The sequence below is a fragment of the Stieleria neptunia genome (assembly GCF_007754155.1).
Taxonomy (GTDB): domain Bacteria; phylum Planctomycetota; class Planctomycetia; order Pirellulales; family Pirellulaceae; genus Stieleria; species Stieleria neptunia.
This window is the reverse complement of the sequence record NZ_CP037423.1, coordinates 1,808,118-1,829,327: the sequence shown is the minus strand read 5'-3', so window position 1 is coordinate 1,829,327 and position 21,210 is coordinate 1,808,118. Positions and strand designations below refer to the sequence as shown.

Sequence of the window (21,210 nt, the reverse complement as noted above, 5' to 3'; positions counted from 1 at the left end):
GTTTTTTCGAGTACGATGGCCCTTCCGGGCCGTCGTCCGCTGGACTCCCGACGACGACCTGAAAAGGACGTCGTACATCGGTCCACCGACCGCGTCGTCGATCACTCAAAGTCGATGATTTGCAGCGACTCGTTTGCCGCTTCCAATTCATCGAGCGCGTTGTAGCTGATGTTGGTGTTGGCCACATTCAATTTCTTCAGGTTCGGCAGTTTGCCCAGCTGGATGAACCCTTCGTCGGTCATCTGTTGGACGCCGGCGACATTCAGATCTTTCAGCTTTTGGAACTTCAACATCGTCTCGACCGCGGCATCGCTCAGGTCAGTCGCTTTGACGTCCAGGGTTTCCAAGTTGACCAATCCGTCGAGCGCGGCAAAGGCTTCGTCGTTGAGCTTGGTTTCCCAGAAACCCAGGTAGGTCAGCCCGGTCGCGGCACCGAGTTGTTTGATGCCGTCGGGGGTGATCAATCGGCATTCCCCCAGGTCCAGGTACGTCAGCTTGGGATACTCGGCGATGATCGCCAAACCCTCGTCGTCGACCGAGGTGTCACGGAGTTCCATTCGCGCCATGTCCTTGGCAGCGGCGATCTGTTTGATTCCTTGGCCGGTCACATCGCAGCCACGGATGCGAAGCCGTTTCAGTTTCTTCAGCCCCGCCAGCGACGACATGCCTTCATCATTGATCTTGGTGTAATCGAGTTGGATTTGCTCGAGCGTCGGGATTTTGGCAAAGACGTTGAGGGTGGCGTTGGTCAACGAGGTGCAGTAGTTGGCGTTGAAAGATTTCAGGGGCAGCCCGGCCAGCTCTTTCACTCCCGTGTCGGTCACCTTTGATTTTTCCAGCTGCACGTCTTGCAGCGACTTCAGTTTGGCGAGCGCCTTCATGCCTTCATCGCTGATGTTGCTGTTGCGCAAATCGATCGCGCGGAGCTTTTGCAGCGGGGCAAGTTGTTGCAGGCCTTCGTCGGTCACGCCGACGCGACGCAGGAACAACACCTGCAATCCGGGCAGTTTGGCGACGACGTCCAGGGTTTCGTCGGTGATCGCCGAATCGGTGAAATCCAAACGCTCCAGACGCTTCATCTCGGCCAGCACCCCGAGCCCCTCGTCGCTGATGCCGGGGCCGCTAAAGCGGGCCTCTTTGACGTTCGGCAGGCCGGCCAGGCTGGCAAACGTGGCGCTGACGTCCGTGTCGCTGGCGACCGAAACGGAGACGACCGAGCCGTCGCTGTTCTTCTCCAACAGGTAACCGGCGGCTTCCAATTTGGCGACGGCGGCCGGATCGTCTTGCTCCACCGGTTGAGCGGCCGGGGCAACGGCTGTTTTTCCCTCCGCCGCTGCCGTTTTTGCCACATCTGATTCTTTGTGCGGCATGGCGTCGGGGCCGCATCCGATCAGGCCCAGGCTGGTCACGGCGAGTCCGAGCGAGCAAGACAGTCGGGAGGCAAGGCTGCGTTTCATGTTCTTCAAGGGGGGGTTAGGGCGGGGGGATGAGCGTGGCCGATGCATGATCGCCCCCTTCAATGTGACAAATGAAGCGTCCATTGACAACGAAGCCGCTGGGTTTGGCGTTCTGGTGGTGAGCCGAGACGATAACTTCTGCTGCATTTCCCTTGTTCCCGGGCTCCGCCTGGGAACACACTGTCTCGGAGGCTCCCGCCTCCTGAGCGTGAACCGCGTGTGGCGGAGCCACACCGACCCGGCGTTCCAAGGCGGAGCCTTGGAACGAGTTGATGGGCGCATGCCCCCGAAACGGACAGGGGATCGTTGTTTGTTAGCGGGCTTCAGGTTATCCTTGCGCGGCTGTTAAGTCTCTCCAAATGCGCACTCGGGAGCGTTGTGCCGGCGAAGACCGCTCTTCGCCCCCGGCGCCGATCGCTTTGTCGCCGCGCAATCAAGTCATTTCCACTCTGAAGGAATTTTTGCATGACCAAACGGACCAATCGCCGTGGTTTCCTCGGCCGCTCTGCCGCTGCCGGCGCGGTGGGTGTCGGGTACTGGACTGGCACCTCCCCCGTCCTCAAGGCTCAAGAATCAGCTCTCCAGGGCCTCAGTGCCGGCTGCATCGGCGTGGGCGGAAAAGGCGGTAGCGACACCAGCCACATCGCCGAAAACGGCGTCAACATCGCGGCCTTGTGCGACATCGATGGCGACACCGTCAACAAGAAAGCACGCGAGTTTCCCGATGCAGAAAAATTCAGCGACTTCCGCGAAATGCTCGACAAGGTCGGCGACAAAATCGACATCGTGACCGTCAGCACGCCCGACCACACCCATGCCGCTGCCGCCGTGCGTGCGATGCGGATGAAGAAGCACGTGTACTGCCAAAAACCACTGACCTGGTCGATCAGCGAAGCCCGCTTGATGCGAGAAACCGCCGAGCAGATGGGCGTCGTGACGCAAATGGGCAACCAAGGCACCAGCGAAGACGGGCTGCGAACCGCCGTCGAAGTGATCCAAAGCGGTGCGATCGGAGACGTGTCCGAAGTCCACGTCTGGTCCAACCGCCCCGTCTGGCCCCAAGGCCAAGGGCGCCCCGAAGGTGAAGACCCGATCCCCGAAAACCTGAACTGGGATGCCTGGATCGGACCGGCACCGATGCGGCCGTTTAAAAAGGGCGTCTACCACTCGTTCAATTGGCGCGGCTGGGTCGATTTCGGAACCGGAGCCCTGGGCGACATGGCCTGTCACACCACTAACATGCCCGTCATGGCGCTGAAGTTGTGGGACCCGGTCGCCGTCACCGCCCTCAAAAACCCCGGCATCTTCGAAGGCGAAACCTACCCGGCGAGCAGCTCGCTGTTGTTCGAATTCCCCGAACGCGAAGGCCTGCCGGCGTGCCAATTCTACTGGTACGACGGCGGTGAATTGCCGCGTGAAGACCTGATCGGCAAGCTTCCCAAACGATTCCAAGAACAAATCGCCAAGCAGCGCGAAGGGGGGCGCAAGACCAGCGGCGCGCTGGTCGTCGGCAGCAAGGGCATGGTGTTCTCGGCCAACGACTACGGTGCCCAGTTCGACATCTTGCCCCAAGACGACTTCAAGGATTATCAAAAGCCCGATCCATGGCTGCCGCGAATTCCGTTCAAGGCCGGCAACGATCAACGCCAAAAATGGGAGTTCGTCAGCACCATCAAGGGTGAATACGAACCCGGCACGATGTCCAACTTCGGCTACGCCGGTCGCCTGACCGAAACGATCCTGGTCGGCAACCTGGCGCTGCGTGCCGGTGAAGGCAAACGCATCGAATGGGATGCGAAAAATCTGAAGAGCACCAACGTTCCCGAAGTCAACGAGTTCGTCGCCCGCGAATACCGCAGCGGCTGGGAACTGTAACGGATTGCCGCATTCGTTGCGTTTCTGAGGATTCCTGCGCGACTCTCCTGCGGAGAGTCGTGCAGTTTGAAAGTCACCCTCCTGGCAGGAGGGTCGAGCGAAGCGAGGGGAGGTCGATCGGTGAATCGCGGCGTTCACTTCACTTTTGACGGGCGACCCCAAGCAACAACGCCGACCCTCTCCTCGCTGCGCTCGACTCTCCCAGGGGGAGAGTGACGAAAACCCTTTAAAATCAACGACGTAAAAACTGCACGACCTCTGTGCGGGAGGGTCCAGCGGCCTCCGCGACTAGCGGAATCGCGAATCGCGGACCGCGCGTGCGGCCGAGGCTCCGTTGCGGGCCACAATCTCTTTCAGCGTCGGCACCGCGACACCTCGTTTGCCGGCTTCGACACGCAACGCCCGTTCGTAGGCGGGCAGCGGAAAATACGGGCTCTTGCGGCGTGCGTAGCGTTCCAACGCCAACACCAGGCGTTTTTCCAGCTTGTTCTGGTCGACCAGTTTGACGATCTCCCGCACGTACTGGCGTTGATCTTCGCTGGTCGCACGCAGACGGCTGATCAGGTAATCGTCCAACGCCGCCCCTTGCGTCGGCGCGACAATCGCGGTGTTGGTGATGCCGGTTTGAGCCGCGACGCTGGGAACGAGTCCGATCGTGGCGAGCAACAGCGCTGGGGCGATCACGGCCATCCTGGGTGACAGTTTCATCAATCGTGTGGGGGTTCAAGGATTCGAGTGACCGGTGGTGGCTACCAGATTGGGCCGCTGCGACACAAGACAGACTCGCGATGCGATGAGACGCCGCCGCATCCAGGTTTGCTAGCAACACCTAGGTAATTTACGGGATTTGTTCGTTTGCGATTTTGAAACCCTGGTACGGGTCGCAGGGATTGTGTGTACCGAGCCGATCGCGACGTCGATGGAAGACGTGTACCAGAGAATCCCGCTGTGGGCTGCGAGGGTGAAGCATCGGACGATGATTCACCGGGAGCGGCCTGCAACTCTGGTCGAATACATCAGAGGGCGTCGTCAGATCACGAATCACGTTTCGTGGGTTTGGCGCAGCCACACAAGCAAGATGCCCAAAAGGACTCGGCGATGAACCGTTGGCTATGGATTGGATCGTTGGCCGGTTTGCTCATGGTAAGCACCGGATGTTTACACAATCAGACACGCAAAGGTTGTTCGACCGGTGCCTGCAGCTCGGGCGCTTGCTCCAGCGGCACCGGCTTGCTCGGCAAGATGAATGCCGGAGGGTGCAATTCGTGCGGCAGTGGCTGCCGAACCGGGTGTGTGCCTGGCAAAATCGGCTGGCAGCAGGGCGGGCTTGATTACAGCTCGCACCTGGGACCGGGGACGCTGGGCAGTCGCGCCAACACGACGCAGACGTACAACTCTGGTCCGCCGACCGGTCAAACGGCCTATCCGTACTACACCGTGCGAGGCCCACGCGACTTTTTGCTGAACGATCCGCCGACGATCGGTCGCTAGGAAGTGGTCTGGACACCGGCCGTTGGGTCGATGCCAGCTGCGTTGACACCAAACGGGTGATTGTTGGTGAGCGGTAGGGCGCGAGCCCTCCGGTGTTTCAAGGTGTCTTCAAGCCGAAACCGGACGGCTCGCGGGCTGTCGATTTGAGCCCGACTGCGTCAGCCAGTTGAAGTGCCTGACTCCAGTTGCTGGGGTCAGCCGCACGGGGTCAGGTCAGCCGCACGGGGTCACGGGAGTGGTCAAGTCCGTTCGCGGCCCTACAATGAAATCGTCCGCGAACCATGCGTCGCCGCGGGGCTTCTAGATCCAGTGGCGTGGACCCTTTGATTCCAAGCACACGCGAGACTTTGTTGTGGCATCCGACGTCCGATTGAAAGAACAGCTGCCGCGTTTGACTGAACGTATTGTTGCGACCTACACGCCCGATGACGCGATCAATCACCTCGGGCATTGTGCGCTTCCCAGTTATGAAGCGATCATCGCGATCCTGTTGGACATCAAGGACATTCTTTATCCGGGCTATCGGCGCAAGGTCGGGTTGCATGCCGGCAACATCGCCTACCACGTCGGCAGCACGATCGATTCGCTGCACGACCAGCTGACGACCCAGATCGCTCGGGCATTGCGTCACGAAGATCGCGTCCGCAACAAGCACAACGACTGCGAGAGCGAGACGGATTACGAAGCCAAGGGCCAGACCATGGCGATCGAATTGCTGGAGCGGATCCCGGCCTTGCGAAAGACCTTGGCCACGGATGTTCAGGCCGCCTACGAAGGCGATCCGGCCTGCCAGACGACCGATGAAGTCGTTTTCTGTTATCCCGGCATTGAAGCGATCACGGTGTATCGGATCGCCCACGAACTGGTCCGGTTGGACGTGCCCTTTATCCCGCGGATGATGACCGAGTGGGCGCACAAGCAAACCGGGATCGACATTCACCCCGGTGCCACGATCGGCGAGTACTTTTTCATCGACCACGGGACCGGCGTCGTCGTCGGCGAGACCTGTGAGATCGGGGACCACGTCAAACTCTATCAAGGGGTGACGCTGGGCGCCCTGAGTTTCAAGACGGACGACAGCGGCGAATTGATTCGCGGCCAAAAACGGCATCCGACGATCGAGGACGGGGTGGTGGTGTATGCCAACGCGACCATTCTGGGCGGTCGGACGGTGGTGGGACACGATTCGGTGATCGGATCGAGCGTGTGGATCACCCGCAGCGTCTCGCCCAACACGACCGTGGTGCTCGAGCAGCCGTCCTTGCGAGTCCGCGGCGGCGCCTCGGTCAATTCGGTCGACGAGCACGCCAACTATCAAATCTAGTGCTTTGTCAGCTTTCAGTTTTCGAGCCTGCGTTTGTCGAGCGGAAAAGGGGTCAGGTACCAAAAACCAAATGGCCCGCAGGGTGCTTCGCATTTTTGGTACCTGACCCCTTTTCCGCGGTACCCTAAGAATAAAAGTTGACGAAGCACTAGCGTTGGCGGAGCAAATCCGGAAACGGGCATCCCCAGGCGGGGGCTGTGTCAACGTCTGACCTGAAGTTGACGCAGCGTGGGGTTACCCGATCGACTAAAATTCTGCGAGCCGTTTTTTGCTGCCCCTTCGCCGATTCGCCCGAGTTCGATGACCAAACTGCCACCCTTTGACGCCACGACACGCACCCGAATTGTTTTTGGGCAGGGTGTCTTTTCCCGGCTCGGTGAGCTCGCCGCGGGGTTCCGCCCCAAGTGCGTGTTGGTGGTCAGCGACTCCGGGTTGGTCAACGCCGGCCACTTTGGGCACGCGGTCGATCATCTTCGCGCTGCGGGACTGCACGTGGAGTCGTTTCATGACTTCGCCGAGAATCCGACCTGCGCGATGGTCGATGCCGGCGTCGCCAAGGCGGCCGAAGTGAAACCGGACCTGTTGATCGGTCTGGGGGGCGGCAGCAGCATGGATTGCTGCAAGGGCATCAATTTCGTGTACTCCGGCGGCGGCACGATTCACGATTACCACGGGGTCGGCAAAGCCACCGCGGACATGTTGCCGATGATCGCCGTGCCGACGACCAGCGGCACCGGCAGCGAGGCCCAGTCGTTCGCCTTGATCAGCGACACCGAGACCCACGTCAAAATGGCGTGCGGCGATCCCAAGGCCGCCTGCAAGATCGCCTTGCTCGATCCGGAACTGACGCTGACCCTGCCTCGCAGTGTGACGGCATTGACGGGCATCGACGCGATTTCACACGCCATCGAAACCTATGTCACCAATCGACGCAATCCGATGTCGATCACCTATTCGCGCCGCGCCTTCGGGTTGTTGGCCGAAGGGTTTTCGCGGGTGCTGGAAGCCCCCGATGACCTCGACGCCCGCAGCCAGATGCAACTCGGTGCGTGTTTCGCCGGGATGGCGATCGAAACCTCGATGCTCGGTGCCGCCCATGCGACCGCCAATCCGCTGACCGCACGGCACGACATCACGCACGGCCAAGCGGTCGGGTTGATGTTGCCCGCCGTCATTCGGCTCAACGGCCAACAGCATCCCGACTGGTACGCCGAACTGCTGCGTGACGTGGATCCGACGGTGACCGAATCGGAGGCGCCCGACCGGCTGGCATCGATGGTCACCCGCTGGCTGGAGCAGGCCGACCTGGCGACCAGCTTGAATGCGTTGAAAATCCCCGCCAGTGGGATCGAGAGTTTTGTCGAAGAAGCGCTCAAGCAATGGACCGGCACCTTCAACCCGGTGCCGCTGGACAAAGCCAACGCCGAATCACTGTACCGCTCGGTGGCATGAGCCCAATGGGGTAAGCATCCTGCTTGCCACCCACGACGGCAAGGAGTGGGGTAAGCATCCTGCTTGCCACCCGCGTCGGCAAGGAGTGGGGTAAGCATCCTGCTTGCCACCCGCGACGGCAAGGAGTGGGGTAAGCATCCTGCTTGCCACCCGCGACGGCTCCGCCGGCGACCCCCATTGCCCGCCAGGAGGCCGGAGCCTCCATCGCAGCGTGTTCCCAGCCAGGATCCTGGGAACAAGGAAATGACGCTGCCCGCTGGCAGGCAATCCGTTCTAGGCAGCGTGGGTGGCGAAGGCTGGCGTTTCGTGCACGCCCGGTTCGCTGTGAATCAATCCGTCTTGCATCCGCCAACACACGTCGGCCGAGGCGGCGATCTCGTCATCGTGGGTGATCATCAAGATCGTCAGGTTGTCGCGCTCTTTCAGATCCGCCAGTAGACGCAGAATCTCTTGTCCGGTCTCGGTGTCCAAGTTGCCCGTCGGCTCGTCGGCCAACAACAACTTCGGATCGGTCATCAGGGCCCGCGCGATCGCGACCCGCTGCATCTCTCCACCGCTCATTTCACTCGGACGATGGTTCGCGCGGTGCAGCAGACCGACGCGATCGAGCATCGTTTCGGCACGGCGACGATTTTCCGATCGCGATCTAAAGTAGCTCCAGACGCTCTGCCCGATCATCGCCGGGGCGAGCACGTTCTCGATCGCCGAGAGTTCCGGCAGCAGATGATAGAACTGAAAGATGATGCCGATTTCGTGGTTGCGATAATCATCGCGGACCGCACGCGGGGCGTTGTCGATTCGATTGCCGCGAAAGAAAACCTCGCCTTTGTCGGGGCGGTCCAGCGTGGCCAACAAGTGCATCAGCGTACTCTTGCCGCTGCCGCTGCGGCCGACCAGCGCGGTGACCAGACCTTGTCGGACTTCAAGATCCACGCCGCGCAAGACGGGGACATCGATGCGGTCCTTGTGATAGCTCTTCTTCAGTCCGCGCGCGGTCAGAACGATGGGGGTGGGCATCAAACGATCTCAAGTCATGGGGAGGGGGTGGGCAACGCAAATTCGCCAGATCACCAAAAAGGTGTCGGACACCTTTTTTCGCATCATTCGAAACGCAGCGCTTGAACGGGATGCATGCGTGCCGCCCGCATGGCCGGCAACACGCTCGCCATCACGGCGATGGCAACGGCGCCGCACATCACCCAAACCAGCGTGAAGGGATGAACGATCGTGGGGATCTCGGTGAAGTAGTAGACCGTCGGATCGAACACTTCCTGGCCGGTAAACAGTTCCAGCAACTCGGCGATGTCGTTGATGTAGTGCACGAATAACAGCCCACCGATCAGGCCGGCACCGCTGCCCACAAATCCGAGCAGCAATCCGTAGGTCATGAAGATGCTGCTGACGCCGCGTCCGGAGGCGCCCAATGCCTTGAGGGTTCCGATGTCGCGTGTTTTTTCGACCACAATCATGAAGAACGTGGCGAGGATTCCGAAGCCGGCGACGGCGATGATCAGGAACAGCAGGATGTTCAAGATCGTGGTTTCCAAACGCACCGCCGACAGCAGTGGGCCTTGCAGGTCGCGCCAGGTCTGGATGTTGTAGGCGTACAACTCGGGCGGAAAACGATCGCGCAAGGCGTCGCGGATGGCGTTCAGATCCGTGCCTTCGGCCAGTTTTAATTGAATCGTGGTGACGCTGCGGACGCCGGTTTCCGGATCGATCATGCCGCGGAATTCTTGCAGTTGATCCAGGCGGACGAACGCAAACGTGCTGTCGTACTCGCTCATCCCGGATTCATACAAATCGACGACGGTGAATTTCTGGTTGATGACTTTCGTTTCGCCCGCCGCGTTGGGAAACATCATACGAACGTCGTCGCCCGGTTGGGCGTAGTAGTGATCCTGGACTTGGCCGGCGTCGTCGCGGTGGCGGACGCTGCAGGTTGAAATCCCCAAGATGATGCCAGGGAATTGTTCCTCCATCGGATCCAGGGAGGCGACCAACGGCCCATCAGCACCGGACATCAACTCCTGGGAGAATGAAGGTCCGAAGGATGGTCCTTCGGCGGCGTTTGCGGCGGCTTCGTCCTGCTCGGACGGCTCGCTTTGGCCATTTGCCTTGCGATGCAACTCGGCCATCATCTGTCGCTCTTGGGCGACCATTTTTTCGATGCGACGTTCTTCGCTGACACGGTCACGGCGGTGACTCCAACCGGCCGCGGCGAGTTCCTTGCGGTCGGGGGCATAGCCCGAATCGCGGAGCTTGAAGCTGGCCGATTTCTGGTTTTCCGGATGCAGCAGGTATTTGCCGAAGTCGCTGACGCTGTCATAGGTCACCGGGTCCAGTCCGATCAAATTGACGTGCCGGCCGATTTGTTGGCCGCGGAAATCGATCCCCAGCATGGCGGGGACGCTGACGCTGACCGAGGATCCGACCAGTGCCGGGCCACAGATCCGCTCGATTTCACGTAGGTGGGCGTCGGGATCGGGCATGCCGCCGGTGGCATGGCATTCGATCATGACATCCGACGCCAGACCGTGCAGCCGTTCGTGCATCTCGGTCGAGAATCCGCTCATCACGCTGTTGACGACGATCAACGTCGCCACGCCCAAGGTGACACTGATGATCGACGCCAGTGCGATGTAGCGTGTTTTGAGATAACGAAAGCAGAGTAACCAGCGATACATTTAGCCCATCCTTTGGCTCGTGTCGGTGCTGTGGCATCCGTTGCAACGTTTGCCGCCGGAGTCTACGGGACCGACGGGATCGGCGTAAAGATGAAGTCTAGGCTCTGTCCCTAAAGTCCTGCGAGCGAAAAGGGGGTCAGGAGTCAATAGTGCGAAGCACCCGTAGGGCCGTTCCGGCTATTGACTCCTGACCCCGTTTTCGCGGTTTACTGGCGGTGAACGTCGTTTAGGGACAGAGCCTAGAACCCGAATCCGCCCGTGGTCAGCCAAAACGTGACGATCATGCAGACCCAGACGAGATCGAGAAAGTGCCAGTAGTGGGCGGCGAAATCGACCGGCCAGTGCCGTTCGTGGTCATACATCCCGGTCGCCGAGCGGGTGGTGACGATGCCCAGCGCGACGATGCCCCCGAGCACGTGCAGGGCGTGCAGAACGGCCAGCACCACGACCATCCCCGCCACACCGCGGCCGGGGCCTTCAAAGGTCGCCGGTCCGAGCAGGATTTCGGTCATCGCCAGGCACTGGACGACCGTAAACACCACGGCGGCGGTGGTGCTGATCCCCAGCAGCCAAGCGGTCGCGCGAAACCGATCGCGACGCACCGTCCGCGTCGCGGCGTGGACCAGAAAGCTGATCGCGATCAGGCAAACCGTGCTGACCAGAAAGGTCTTGGGAAGCGGCACCCATTTCAGCGGATCGTCGCTTCGCGAGACCGCGTAGAGGGCATAGAGCAGCAGCGTGGCGCCGAAAAAAACGAACAGCGAAAGCAAGAACAGCCACCCCCCCTGCTTGACCCGGCGGTCCACCGGTAGCAAGGGGCGCGGCGGGGCACCGCGGTCGTTGAAGGAGTCGGTCACATTAATTTCTGCAGCCATGTATCGTGAACGCCGGTAACGGATTGCGCGTGCAGGCGGTATGCTTGGCAATGATAGTCTGGCGGACACTGTTCCGCTGCCCGCTGCGTTTTAGCATCCCACGTCCCGCCCCCCTTTCCAACCGCATTTTGCCTCCGGCAGTTCATCCCCCCACGAGGCAGCGTTGCCCCCTATGAGCGAAGTACGCGACTTTTGCAATGCAGATTTACCCGGGCTGGCCAGGGTTTGGAGTGAGCATTGGACGGCCGCCCAGTCGCCGCCGCCGATCAGTACGACCATCATCGAGCGGGCGATTTTGTCGCGTGCGTTTTTCTCGCCCAAGGATCTATTGGTCGCGACCATCGACGGCCGCGTCGAGGCCTGGTGCCATTTTAGCCGACCGGGAGACCATGGCGACGAATGGTCGGGCATGCCGGCCAGTGACGTTGCGATTCTTTCGGCGATCTGCTTCACCCACGCAGGACTGAAATGCTGTGACGATCTGCTAAAGGCGGCCGAGCAACGGATCCAGCAAGAGGAATGTCACTCGATTTTGGCCGGTCCGATGCGGGACCAGCAATGTGGCTACGTCGGCTTGTCCCCCATCGGTCACGGCATCGGGATTCCGGATGTCGATGTCCGCGCCGCATCGCTGTTGAGTCGGCATGGCTTTTCGCCCGAAAAAAGTTTCCAGCGGATGGTGGTCACCACGGCCCCCTATCGTCCGCCGGTCAGCCGGGAAATGATGCAGTTCCGGCGCACCACTCGGGCCGAACGGTCCGCGGTGGTTCCCCAACAAGGCCGCTATGCGTCGGCGATGGCCCACCTGGACATCGAACACCATCAATTGATCAACCACCGCAACGGGGATCGTCTGGCCAACGTCCGGTTGTGGTTGAGTGACCCGGAAGCCCAAGTGATGAGCTGTTCCGAGGCGATCTTGGATTTATCGGTCATCGAAACGCCGGGCGAACTGACTTCGGCGGAAACCTTTCTCGTCGCGGCGCTGATTCAGTCGATGGCGACGCGTTGTGTCTTTCGCGTCGAAACGGCGATCAACGGCGAACATTCGATCCTGAAAGAACAACTCTCTGCACTTCATTTTGAAAACACACAGCGCGGCCAGCGGTGGACCAAGGAGCTTTAGGCGTGTCACGCAAAGAAAAGATTTTGGCGATGCTCCAGGACGACCCCACGGATACGTTTCTGCGCTACAGCTTGGCGATGGAGTTGCGGAGCGAGGGGGATCACCAGGGGAGTCTGGATAAACTCGACGAATTGATGCGCGACGCGCCACCCTACGTGCCGGCCTTTTTCATGGCCGCCCAACAGCTCGTCGACTTGGGACGCGTCGATCAGGCGCGGACGCGTTTACGTGACGGAATCGACCAGGCGCGCGGCCAGGGCGATGGGCACGCCGCGGCCGAAATGAGTGAATTGCTGGCAACGCTCGGCGAATTGGGCGAAGAAGACGACGAGCTGTAAATGGCCGCCGAGCAAACCACGGCGGTCGTGCTCCGGACGATCGAATTCAGCGAAACCAGCCTGGTCGTCACCCTGCTGACCCGCGATTTTGGCCAAGTCGCCGCGCTGGCCAAGGGTGCGCGCCGTCCCAAGAGTTCCTTCGAAGGTTCGCTTGACCTGTTGGCCGTCTGTCGTGTAGTGCTGATTCGGAAATCCTCCGATGCGCTCGATTTGTTGACCGAGGCAAAGCTCCAGCGTCGTTTTCGCGGGGCGGAAAAGTCGTTGGATCGCGTTTATGCCGGATACTACATCGCCGAAATGCTTCGACTGTTGACGGACAATCACGACCCCCACCCCGGGCTTTACGACCTGACGCTCAGCGCGCTCGGGCAGATCGACGGGACGGGCAATCCCGCGCTGGCGCTGCTCGGTTTTGACACCGCCGCGCTGCGGTTGCTCGGCCATGCGCCTGCGACGCGAAGCTGTGTCGACTGCGGTGGTCCCGTCAGCGGTACCCCGCGGGTCGCGTTCGCTCCGATCGCCGGCGGCGTCGTGTGTCGCGATTGTCGCGCACGTCAGCACAGCCTCGTGACGGTCAGCCGCGGAACGATTGAACACCTGGAACGTTTGCTTGCACCCCACACGCGGCTGCCGATCGAAGTTCCCTCGGAGGTTTATCGGGAGATGCGTGGCTTGATCAGCCGATATATCCAAACAATCCTCGGCTCGATTCCGAAAATGCAACCTTACCTGCCCGCCCGGATGGAACCGGTGGAATGAATAAAAAGAATCAACAAATGGACCGTTCCCGTCGCCTCCCCCAGTGGGTGTGGCGGCCGAGCTTAGGCGCAAGTCTGCTGGCAGGCTCGTTGCTGGCAAGTACGACCGGATGTCAGTCGCCCGGCGCCGCGTCGCGCAGTTGGTTGCCCAAATTGCCGTTCCGCTCGGTGGCCACCAGCGAAACGGAAACGCCCGAGCCGGTGCCGGCGGAGGAGACGCCACGCGTCGCTTCCAACCCGGTCACCAACGCCGGCGGCAAACTGGTCAGCGGATTGCCCAGCACCAACCGATTGGTCGGTTACGTCACCGGTAAAAAGCACGAAGACATCCCGCGAGCGAAAGAGTACTACCGCCGCGGCGACGAACTGTTCCGACAAGCAGCCCGGGCTCCCAAGGCGACCCGCACCGGCATGTTCGCCGAAGCCGCCGAGTTGTTCGAAAGCGCCGGCAAGGAAGCACCCGGATCGGGATTGCACCAAGATGCACTGTTCATGCAGGGCGAGTCGCTGTTCTTTGCCAACGATCTCAACGCCGCGCGCGACGCGTTCGAAAAATTGCAAAAGGACTTTCCCCGCAATCGCCACGGGGATCGGGCGGCCGCCAGACTGTTTTCGATCAGCAAATACTGGATCGACGTTTCCAAGTCCGGCAGCGACGCCTGGTACTCACTGAATCTCTTCGACACCACGCGACCGCTCCGTGATGCCGATGGACACGCGATCAGGGTGCTGGACCAGATCCGCTACGATGATCCCACCGGCAAACTCGCCGATGACGCCACCATGGCGGCCGCGGCGGAGCACATTCGCAACGAGCAGTATGAGCAGGCCGATGAATTTTTGACCGACTTGCGTGAGACGTTCACCGACAGCGACCACCTGTTCCTGGCACACCTGTTGGGGATTCGCTGCAAACTGGAAATCTACGGCGGGCCGGAGTACAGCGAACTGGTGCTGGACGAAGCCGACGAGTTGGTCAAGCAAACCCGGCGTCGCTTCCCCACCGAACTGCGCGAAGAAAAGTACAACCAATTGCTCGCCCGCGCGGCGGCGGAAATCGCCTACCACAAAGCCGAGAAACTCGCGTTCCGAGCCAAGTATCGCGAGCGCAGGAAAGAGTTCGGCGCCGCAGCCCAGCTGTATCGCAAGATCCTGCGTGATCATCCCACCACGCCCCAAGCCGAGCGGGCCCGCGAGGTGCTGGCACAGATCGAGGATCTGCCCGCGACGCCGACGCAGAACGTCGCCATTCGCGCCATCGCCAAAGCGTTCCCCTCGTCCAAGCGATCGACGCCTCTGGTCACCGTCGACTCCGTGCAAACCAACGATGAAACCCCGGACGAGTCTCCCCAGGAAACTCCATCCGAAACCACCGGCAAAAAACTGCTGCGATAATGCACCGCCCGATGCCCCCCCAGTCCAACATGAGTGTTGGTGTGCAAGCTATAGGGACCGCCCAGCTTAGGACGATCGGTCTTTCGAGTACGATGGCCCTTCCGGGCCGTCGTCCGTTGGACTCCCGACGGATGCCCAAAAAGGTGTCCGACACCTTTTTGGTAGTTTGGGGGGTTTTGCTGCTGGGCGGGTGCTCGGCGTATCAGTTCGGGGCCGCGGCGCTGTATCCACGTGACATTCGCACCGTCCATATCCCCGTGGTTCGCAACGAATCCTTCCGCCACGACTTGGGCCCCCAATTGACCGATGCCCTGGTCAAAGAAGTCGAACGACGAACGCCCTACAAGGTGGTCAGCAATCCGAACGCCGATTCGGTTCTGCGCTGCAGCATCACGGCACAATCGAAAGTCGTGTTGACCGAAACCAGCAGCGACGACCCGCGAGCGCTCGACAGCGCGATCACGGTCGGGGCCACTTGGATGGCACGCGATGGCCGACGGTTGATGCAGAACAGCTTGGCTAGCAGTGAGAGCGACAGTATCGGTTTCAGCCAAAGTGTTCGCTTTGTCCCCGAAGCCGGCCAGTCGATCGATACGGCCAACCAGGAAGCCATCGACCGCTTGGCGCGACGGATCGTCTCTCAAATGGAATCTCGCTGGTAAGTTTTTTGGAGAAGACAGCGGTGCCAGAGCGCCAATCCGGATCGGCCAAGGTTTGGGACATCGGTCAGCGTGTCTTGACGTTCCAGCGTCGGCCGCTGGTGATGGGGATCCTGAACGTGACGCCGGACAGTTTTTCCGATGGCGGACGGCACGACGATCCCCGCGCCGCGATCGAGTTGGCGTTGCAAATGCAGGCCGATGGCGCGGACATCATCGACATCGGTGGCGAAAGCACACGCCCCTACAGCGATCCGGTCACGGCGAATGAAGAACTCGCTCGCGTGTTGCCGGTCATCGCAGGGCTGGCCGGACGGTTGTCGATTCCGATCAGCATCGACACGAGTAAAGCCGCGGTGGCCAAGGCCGCCATCGATGCCGGTGCGGAAATCATCAATGACGTCACCGGCCTGGAAGGCGATGCGGCGATGCCGGCCCTGGCCGCCGATGCCCAGGTCGGCGTCTGCGTCATGCACATGAAGGGCACACCGCAGACGATGCAAGACGACCCGACTTATGACGACGTGGTCGAAGAGATTTACCAGTACCTGCAACAGCGAATGGAGTTTTGTCTCGGTGCGGGATTGCGGCGGGAGCGAGTCTGCCTGGACCCGGGAATCGGATTCGGGAAAACACATGAGCACAACCTCCGGCTGCTGCAACGGACCGCGCGGTTTTGCGAACTCGATGCACCGATCCTGATCGGTCACTCACGCAAGGGTTTCATCGGGAAACTGCTGGGCGACAAGACCGCCGATCGAACCGCCGCGACCCTCGGCGTGTCGCTGGCCGTGGCCGCCGCCGGCGCGGACATCATCCGCGTCCACGATGTCAAACCGACCGTCGATGCTCTGACGCTGTTTCGGGCCTGCGGCGCGATCGGTTGATTGGCGTCAGACGTTTGATTTGCCATCTCTTTTGACGCCAAGCGTTTTTTTTCTTAGCGGCAGGGCGCGAGCCCTCCGGTGTTTCGGCAAAGATGAGGAACCGGAGGGCTCGCGCCCTGCCGCTAACACCTCCTAGAACACGGGAACAAAATCGTTCACGGCGTAGGGCTCCGCCTGGGAACACACTGTGATGGAGGCTCCCGCCTCCCGGCCGCGCACCGCGTGTGGCGGGGGACGTCAACTATATAAGTGACGGATTTGATCGTAGCGGGAGTCGTCAAAACTTTCGCAGCTCCGGCCCTCTCTGGCGTTTGCTTGCTGCGCAAACGTCGTCTCTCCCAGGGGGAGAGAGACTAAATCGGTTGACAGAAGCTGCAGCAAAAGAATCGACGTCGAGCGCCACACCGCCAGAAGCGTTCCAAGGCGGAGCCTTGGAACGAGTTAAGCCGGTGATCACTCCTCGGCGTCTTCGGACGACTCATCATCGCCGGCCGGTTCGGGGCTCTCGCCGATGGCTTCGGTCGTCCCGTCGGACTCAGCCGATTCGGTGGAGACCGCCGCGGGTTGCGGCGAAGTCGGCGCCGGCACTGCGTCGCCTTCTTCGGCCTCTTCTTCCGGCGGAATGCGGACCGCGGCGATCAGCGTGTCGTCGGCGTCGACGTTCATGATGCGAACCCCTTGGGTGTTGCGTCCGATCACACTGATGTCACGGGCGGCGACGCGTTGCAGTTTTCCCTTGCCGGTCATCAGGAAGACTTCATCGTGATCGTCGACGCGAGCGATGGCGATGACTTTCCCGTTGCGGCTGCTGGTTTTGATATCGCGTAACCCTTTGCCGCCGCGACGCTGGGTGCGATAGCGAGCCGACGAGGAACCGTTTTCGGTCTCCGCCGCCTCGCCGTCTTCGTCGGCGATCGCATTGGGCCCGAACGGTGTGCGTTTCCCGTAACCTTTCTCACAGACGGTCAGCAACGTTGCATCCGGTTCGGCGACGACCATGCCGACGACGGTGTCATCACCGACCAGCGAGATGCCTTTGACACCGGAGGTGTTTCGTCCCATCGGACGGGCATCGGATTCTTTGAATCGGATCGCCATCCCCGACGCGGTCACCATGATCACTTCGTCGCCGGGGCCGATCACGTTGGCCGACACCAGTTCGTCGCCTTCGCGCAGTTTGATGGCGATGATGCCGCCGCGTTTGGGACGACTGTATTGCTCCAGCGGCGTCTTTTTGACCAGGCCGCTGCGGGTCGCCATCACGACGTAGTAGCCTTCTTGATTGAAGTCCCGGACGGCCAAACAGGAGGCGATCTTTTCGCCCTCTTCGAGCGACAGCAGGTTGACGATCGCGCGGCCCTTGGCGTCACGCGGCAACTGCGGCAGGTCATAGACCTTTTGCCAGCGGACTTTGCCGGTCGTGGTCAAAAACAGCAGGTAGGCGTGGGTGCTGGCGACGAACAGATGCTCGATCGGGTCTTCGGTGTCGGTCTTGGCACCCTTGAGTCCCTTGCCGCCACGCCGCTGGGTGTTGTAGACGCTCGACGGCGTGCGTTTGATGTAGCCTTCGTGGCTGATCGAAACGACCATCGTCTCTTCGGTGATCAGATCTTCCAGGTCGATGTTGCCGAGTTCTTCGTTGCTGATCTGGGTGCGGCGGGGCGAACCGAATCGCCGCTTCATCTCTTCCAGGTCGTCCTTGATGATGCCGTAGACCCGCGCCTGGCTGCCAAGGATATCCAGGTAGTCGGTGATTTCTTCGAGCAGCTGCTTGTGCTCGTCGGTCAGCTTTTCCTGTTCCAAGTTGACCAGCTGCCCCAACCGCATCTTCAAGATTTCGTCGGTCTGGACACTGGTCAGGGTGTAGGTGTCCGACTCGCCGCGTTCGAGTTGGAATTGACGAAACCCTTCGTCGCCGAGTGCCCGCTGCATCATCGATGCAGGGCATTCGATGCCCATCAGGCGTTGCTTGGCTTCCGGTTGCGTCCGGCTGGTGCGGATCGTTTGGATGATTTCATCGATGTTGGCCAGTGCCAACAGCAGGCCTTCGACGGTGTGTTTGCGTCGCCGCGCCTTGGCCAACAGGAATTGGGTGCGTCGCCGAATCACGGTGATGCGGTGCCGGATGAACTCCTGCAGCATCTCCTTGAGCGTCAATTCGCGCGGCTTGCCGTCGACCAGCGCCAAGAAGATCATCGAGATCGTGTCTTGCAGCGGCGAGAATTGATACAGCTGGTTCAGGATGACATCGGGGTCTTCGTTGCGTTTGAGTTCGATCACCAAACGCACCGGTTCCTTCAGGTCCGATTCGTCGCGGATCCCCGAGATGCCCTTGATGCGGTCGTTGTTGACCAATCCGGCGATCCGCTCGACGACCCGGTCTCGGTACTGTTGATAGGGAATTTCCGACACGATGATGCGGTGCCGGTTGCCCTTCATTTCCTCGATGCGACACTTGGCGCGGACGATGATCGTGCTGCGTCCGGTCTTGTAACCGCGGCGGATCCCGGCGCGGCCGCAGATGATGCCGCCGGTGGGAAAGTCCGGACCGGGAACGATTTCGCACAGTTCGTCGATCGTGGTTTCCGGTTCGTCGATCAGCTTGATGACCGCGTCGCAGATTTCGGTCGGGTTGTGTGGCGGAATGCTGGTCGCCATCCCGACCGCGATCCCGCCGGACCCGTTGATCAACAAGTTGGGGTACTTGCTGGGCAAGACGGTCGGTTCGGTCCGCGCCTCGTCATAGGTCGGGATGAAGTCGACCGTGTCCAATTTCAGGTCGTCCAGCATCGCCGCGGCGACGGCCGACAAGCGGGCTTCGGTGTACCGCATCGCCGCCGGAGGCAGTCCGGCGATCGACCCGAAGTTCCCCTGTTTGTCGATCAACAACGAACGCATGTTCCACTCTTGGGCCATCCGAACGAGCGTCGGATAGATCACCGATTCACCGTGGGGGTGATAGTTACCGGAGGTGTCGCCAGAGATCTTGGCGCATTTGACCCGCTTGCTGCCCGGACCGAGGTTCAGGTCGTTCATGGCGACCAAAATTCGCCGTTGACTGGGTTTCAACCCGTCGCGGACGTCCGGCAGGGCACGGCTGACGATCACGCTCATCGCGTACGTCAGGTAGCTCTCGCGCAATTCGTCTTCGATCGGCAGATCGATCATCCGCAGGGCACCCTCGCCCCCGATGTCACCACCGCTGCGGCCGCCATTTTCGCCGTCATCCTGAGGCTCCGGCGCCCCCCCCGAACCGTTCTCTTCGTCTTGGCCGTTTTCGTCGTTTTCGTCTGCCACGTGGTGTCCTAGCGGAGAGGTAGAAAACCGCGGAAATCCCGGTAAATCACGGGTTCGCGCAAGCCGGAGAGTCTACCACTTGGACGCCTGATTCACAACGGTGGAAAGGCCGGTTGGCAGTGGGCACTCGTTCCCAGGCTCCACCTGGGAACGCAAGGCCGGTGTGGCTCCGCCACACGCGGTGCGCGGTCGCGAGGCGGAGCCTCCGAAACAGTGTGTTCCCAGGCAGAGCCCGGGAACAAGACGGCTCGTCGACGCCGGGCGTGGCGATCGCCCTTACAGCTCGCGGATCGAGAGTCCGCGGAACTGAACGGCGTCTCCATGGCCGGCGAATCCGAAGTGACCCTTGGGCCGGTCCTTGCCGGGATGGGCGCTGTCGGCCATGTAGTCGGTGATCTTTGACAGGTCCGTTTTCAAGATCACCGTGCCATTGAGTTCGACCGTGATGGTGCTGCCATCGACGGTGACCTCTTGGAAATTCCATTCGCCGACCGGACGCAAGAATCCTCGCGTTGCCGCCGCCATGCCGTAGGCCGAACCGTGGTACTGGCGTTTGTCAAGGTTTGCATATTTCGTCGCCGTATTGTCCAGCACCTGCAGCTCACACATCGCCTCGTAGGCCGGGTTGCCTTTCAGGGGCGCGCGAATCGCCAGACCGTTGTTGCCTCCCGGGGGTAAACGGAATTCGAGTCGCGCGACAAAGTTCGCGTACTCCTTTTCCGTCAGCAGGTTTCCCCCCGTCCCCTTCTTGCACACGATCGCGCCATCGACGACTTCATAGTTGTTCGTCGCGCCCACCCAACCGGTCAGATCGCTGCCGTTGAAAATCGACTCGAACTGATTGGCATGTTTCGCCGCCAGTGTGTTGTTGGCCTCTTGGGTGCTCAGTTCTTTGATCTTCAGGTTTCGCCAGCGAATCTCACCGCCGTGTGTTTGCAATTCGATCGGACCGCTGACGAACAGCGGCGATTGGCGGTCCCAAAAATTCTCCATGATCGCATGGTCGACGACCAACTGGTCGTTCAGCCAAACCGTCGTCCGCGCACCGACCTGCAGGACGCGAACCGAATTCCATTCGCCGAACGGCTTGTCGGCATGAACCAACGGATCTTTGCCCGCGGCCCCCGCGCTGTTGTTCCAAAGCCCACCGCTTCCCTTGTCGGCACCGAGTTTGAACTTGGCGGTTTCGGTGGAGTCCCAGATTTGAACTTGGGGGGTCGCTTTGAGATAGATTCCGCTGTCGGCCCGCGGAACGGTCTTGTATTCCAAATGCAATTCGTAATCACGGTAGTCTTGATTGGTGACCAAGTAGGCGCCGTGTCCGTCATTGACCAACTCACCATTTTCAACGCTCCAATGCTTTTCGGCGTCGGCTTGCCACTCGGCCAGCTTGGCGTTGCGTTCTTCCTCGGACATTTCGGCCAGCTTGATCGGGCTGAAATGGGGACGCCCGTGCCACCCCTCCAGGTTCTCGCCGTTGAACAGGGGTTGGAAGGCGTCGGGGGATTCGGCCTGCGTGACCGGAGGCAACGTGACAAAGGCTGCGATCGCGGCAGCAAAGACCAGGCGGGTGAGTTTCATGGCGGGGT

At 60.8% G+C, this 21,210-nt stretch carries 17 protein-coding genes; 10 read left to right on the top strand and 7 right to left on the bottom strand.

The window, feature by feature from the left end; genetic code table 11:
- Nucleotides 1–101: 101 nt before the first annotated feature.
- Nucleotides 102–1,457 carry a leucine-rich repeat domain-containing protein gene (locus Enr13x_RS06425; RefSeq protein WP_197455837.1) on the bottom strand — a complete coding sequence of 452 codons (1,356 nt, stop codon included), beginning with the start codon at nucleotides 1,455–1,457 and terminating at the stop codon, nucleotides 102–104.
- Between the two features lie 465 nt (nucleotides 1,458–1,922).
- On the opposite strand from Enr13x_RS06425, the gene Enr13x_RS06420 reads away from it, so the two are divergent.
- Nucleotides 1,923–3,332, top strand: coding sequence for a Gfo/Idh/MocA family protein (locus Enr13x_RS06420; protein ID WP_145385241.1), 1,410 nt, complete (start codon nucleotides 1,923–1,925; stop codon nucleotides 3,330–3,332).
- 288 nt (nucleotides 3,333–3,620) lie between these two features.
- Here Enr13x_RS06420 and Enr13x_RS06415 read toward each other — a convergent pair whose 3' ends face one another.
- On the bottom strand, nucleotides 3,621–4,040 hold the full coding sequence (locus Enr13x_RS06415) for a hypothetical protein (protein WP_145385240.1): 420 nt from the start codon (nucleotides 4,038–4,040) through the stop codon (nucleotides 3,621–3,623).
- Nucleotides 4,041–4,625: 585 nt separating this feature from the next.
- On the opposite strand from Enr13x_RS06415, the gene Enr13x_RS38810 reads away from it, so the two are divergent.
- The 3 genes from Enr13x_RS38810 (at nucleotide 4,626) to Enr13x_RS06400 (ending at nucleotide 7,599) form a co-directional block, all read left to right on the top strand.
- A complete protein-coding gene (locus Enr13x_RS38810; protein ID WP_231744126.1) occupies nucleotides 4,626–4,823 on the top strand; it encodes a hypothetical protein in 198 nt (65 codons plus the stop codon).
- Nucleotides 4,824–5,175: 352 nt separating this feature from the next.
- Entirely contained in the window at nucleotides 5,176–6,147 is a 972-nt protein-coding gene (epsC, locus tag Enr13x_RS06405) for a serine O-acetyltransferase EpsC (protein WP_145385238.1), read from the top strand.
- A gap of 309 nt (nucleotides 6,148–6,456) precedes the next feature.
- Nucleotides 6,457–7,599 carry an iron-containing alcohol dehydrogenase gene (locus Enr13x_RS06400; RefSeq protein WP_145392149.1) on the top strand — a complete coding sequence of 381 codons (1,143 nt, stop codon included), beginning with the start codon at nucleotides 6,457–6,459 and terminating at the stop codon, nucleotides 7,597–7,599.
- Nucleotides 7,600–7,872: 273 nt separating this feature from the next.
- On the opposite strand, the gene Enr13x_RS06395 is transcribed toward Enr13x_RS06400, so the two are convergent.
- The 3 genes from Enr13x_RS06395 to Enr13x_RS06385 form a co-directional block, all read right to left on the bottom strand.
- Nucleotides 7,873–8,616, bottom strand: a complete 744-nt coding sequence (locus Enr13x_RS06395; RefSeq protein WP_231744125.1) for an ABC transporter ATP-binding protein — start codon at nucleotides 8,614–8,616, stop codon at nucleotides 7,873–7,875.
- Nucleotides 8,617–8,699: 83 nt separating this feature from the next.
- On the bottom strand, nucleotides 8,700–10,286 hold the full coding sequence (locus tag Enr13x_RS06390; protein WP_145385236.1) for an ABC transporter permease: 1,587 nt from the start codon (nucleotides 10,284–10,286) through the stop codon (nucleotides 8,700–8,702).
- A 239-nt stretch (nucleotides 10,287–10,525) separates the two neighbouring features.
- Entirely contained in the window at nucleotides 10,526–11,161 is a 636-nt protein-coding gene (locus Enr13x_RS06385) for a cytochrome c oxidase subunit 3 (protein ID WP_145385235.1), read from the bottom strand.
- Between the two features lie 172 nt (nucleotides 11,162–11,333).
- Between Enr13x_RS06385 and Enr13x_RS06380 the strand changes: the two genes are divergently transcribed.
- From Enr13x_RS06380 to folP, 6 genes are all read left to right on the top strand, one after another.
- Nucleotides 11,334–12,287 (top strand): hypothetical protein, encoded by a 954-nt coding sequence (locus tag Enr13x_RS06380; RefSeq protein WP_145385234.1) that lies wholly within the window; start codon nucleotides 11,334–11,336, stop codon nucleotides 12,285–12,287.
- 2 nt (nucleotides 12,288–12,289) lie between these two features.
- Nucleotides 12,290–12,625, top strand: coding sequence for a tetratricopeptide repeat protein (locus Enr13x_RS06375; RefSeq protein ID WP_145385233.1), 336 nt, complete (start codon nucleotides 12,290–12,292; stop codon nucleotides 12,623–12,625).
- Nucleotides 12,626–13,384 (top strand): DNA repair protein RecO, encoded by a 759-nt coding sequence (gene recO / locus Enr13x_RS06370; RefSeq protein WP_145385232.1) that lies wholly within the window; start codon nucleotides 12,626–12,628, stop codon nucleotides 13,382–13,384.
- Nucleotides 13,381–14,778: a tetratricopeptide repeat protein gene (locus Enr13x_RS06365; RefSeq protein ID WP_231744124.1), complete on the top strand. Its 1,398-nt coding sequence runs from the start codon at nucleotides 13,381–13,383 to the stop codon at nucleotides 14,776–14,778. The genes recO and Enr13x_RS06365 overlap by 4 nt, the downstream gene beginning before the upstream one ends.
- 143 nt (nucleotides 14,779–14,921) lie before the next feature.
- Nucleotides 14,922–15,440: an LPS assembly lipoprotein LptE gene (lptE, locus tag Enr13x_RS06360; RefSeq protein ID WP_231744123.1), complete on the top strand. Its 519-nt coding sequence runs from the start codon at nucleotides 14,922–14,924 to the stop codon at nucleotides 15,438–15,440.
- 20 nt (nucleotides 15,441–15,460) lie between these two features.
- Complete coding sequence (folP, locus tag Enr13x_RS06355; protein ID WP_449337075.1) at nucleotides 15,461–16,324, top strand: dihydropteroate synthase; 864 nt, start codon at nucleotides 15,461–15,463, stop codon at nucleotides 16,322–16,324.
- 453 nt (nucleotides 16,325–16,777) lie between these two features.
- Here the strand turns inward: folP and gyrA are convergent, their stop codons facing one another.
- Nucleotides 16,778–19,621, bottom strand: a complete 2,844-nt coding sequence (gyrA, locus tag Enr13x_RS06350; RefSeq protein WP_390621061.1) for a DNA gyrase subunit A — start codon at nucleotides 19,619–19,621, stop codon at nucleotides 16,778–16,780.
- Between the two features lie 276 nt (nucleotides 19,622–19,897).
- Nucleotides 19,898–21,202, bottom strand: a complete 1,305-nt coding sequence (locus Enr13x_RS06345; RefSeq protein WP_145385230.1) for a 3-keto-disaccharide hydrolase — start codon at nucleotides 21,200–21,202, stop codon at nucleotides 19,898–19,900.
- Nucleotides 21,203–21,210 lie beyond the last annotated feature (8 nt).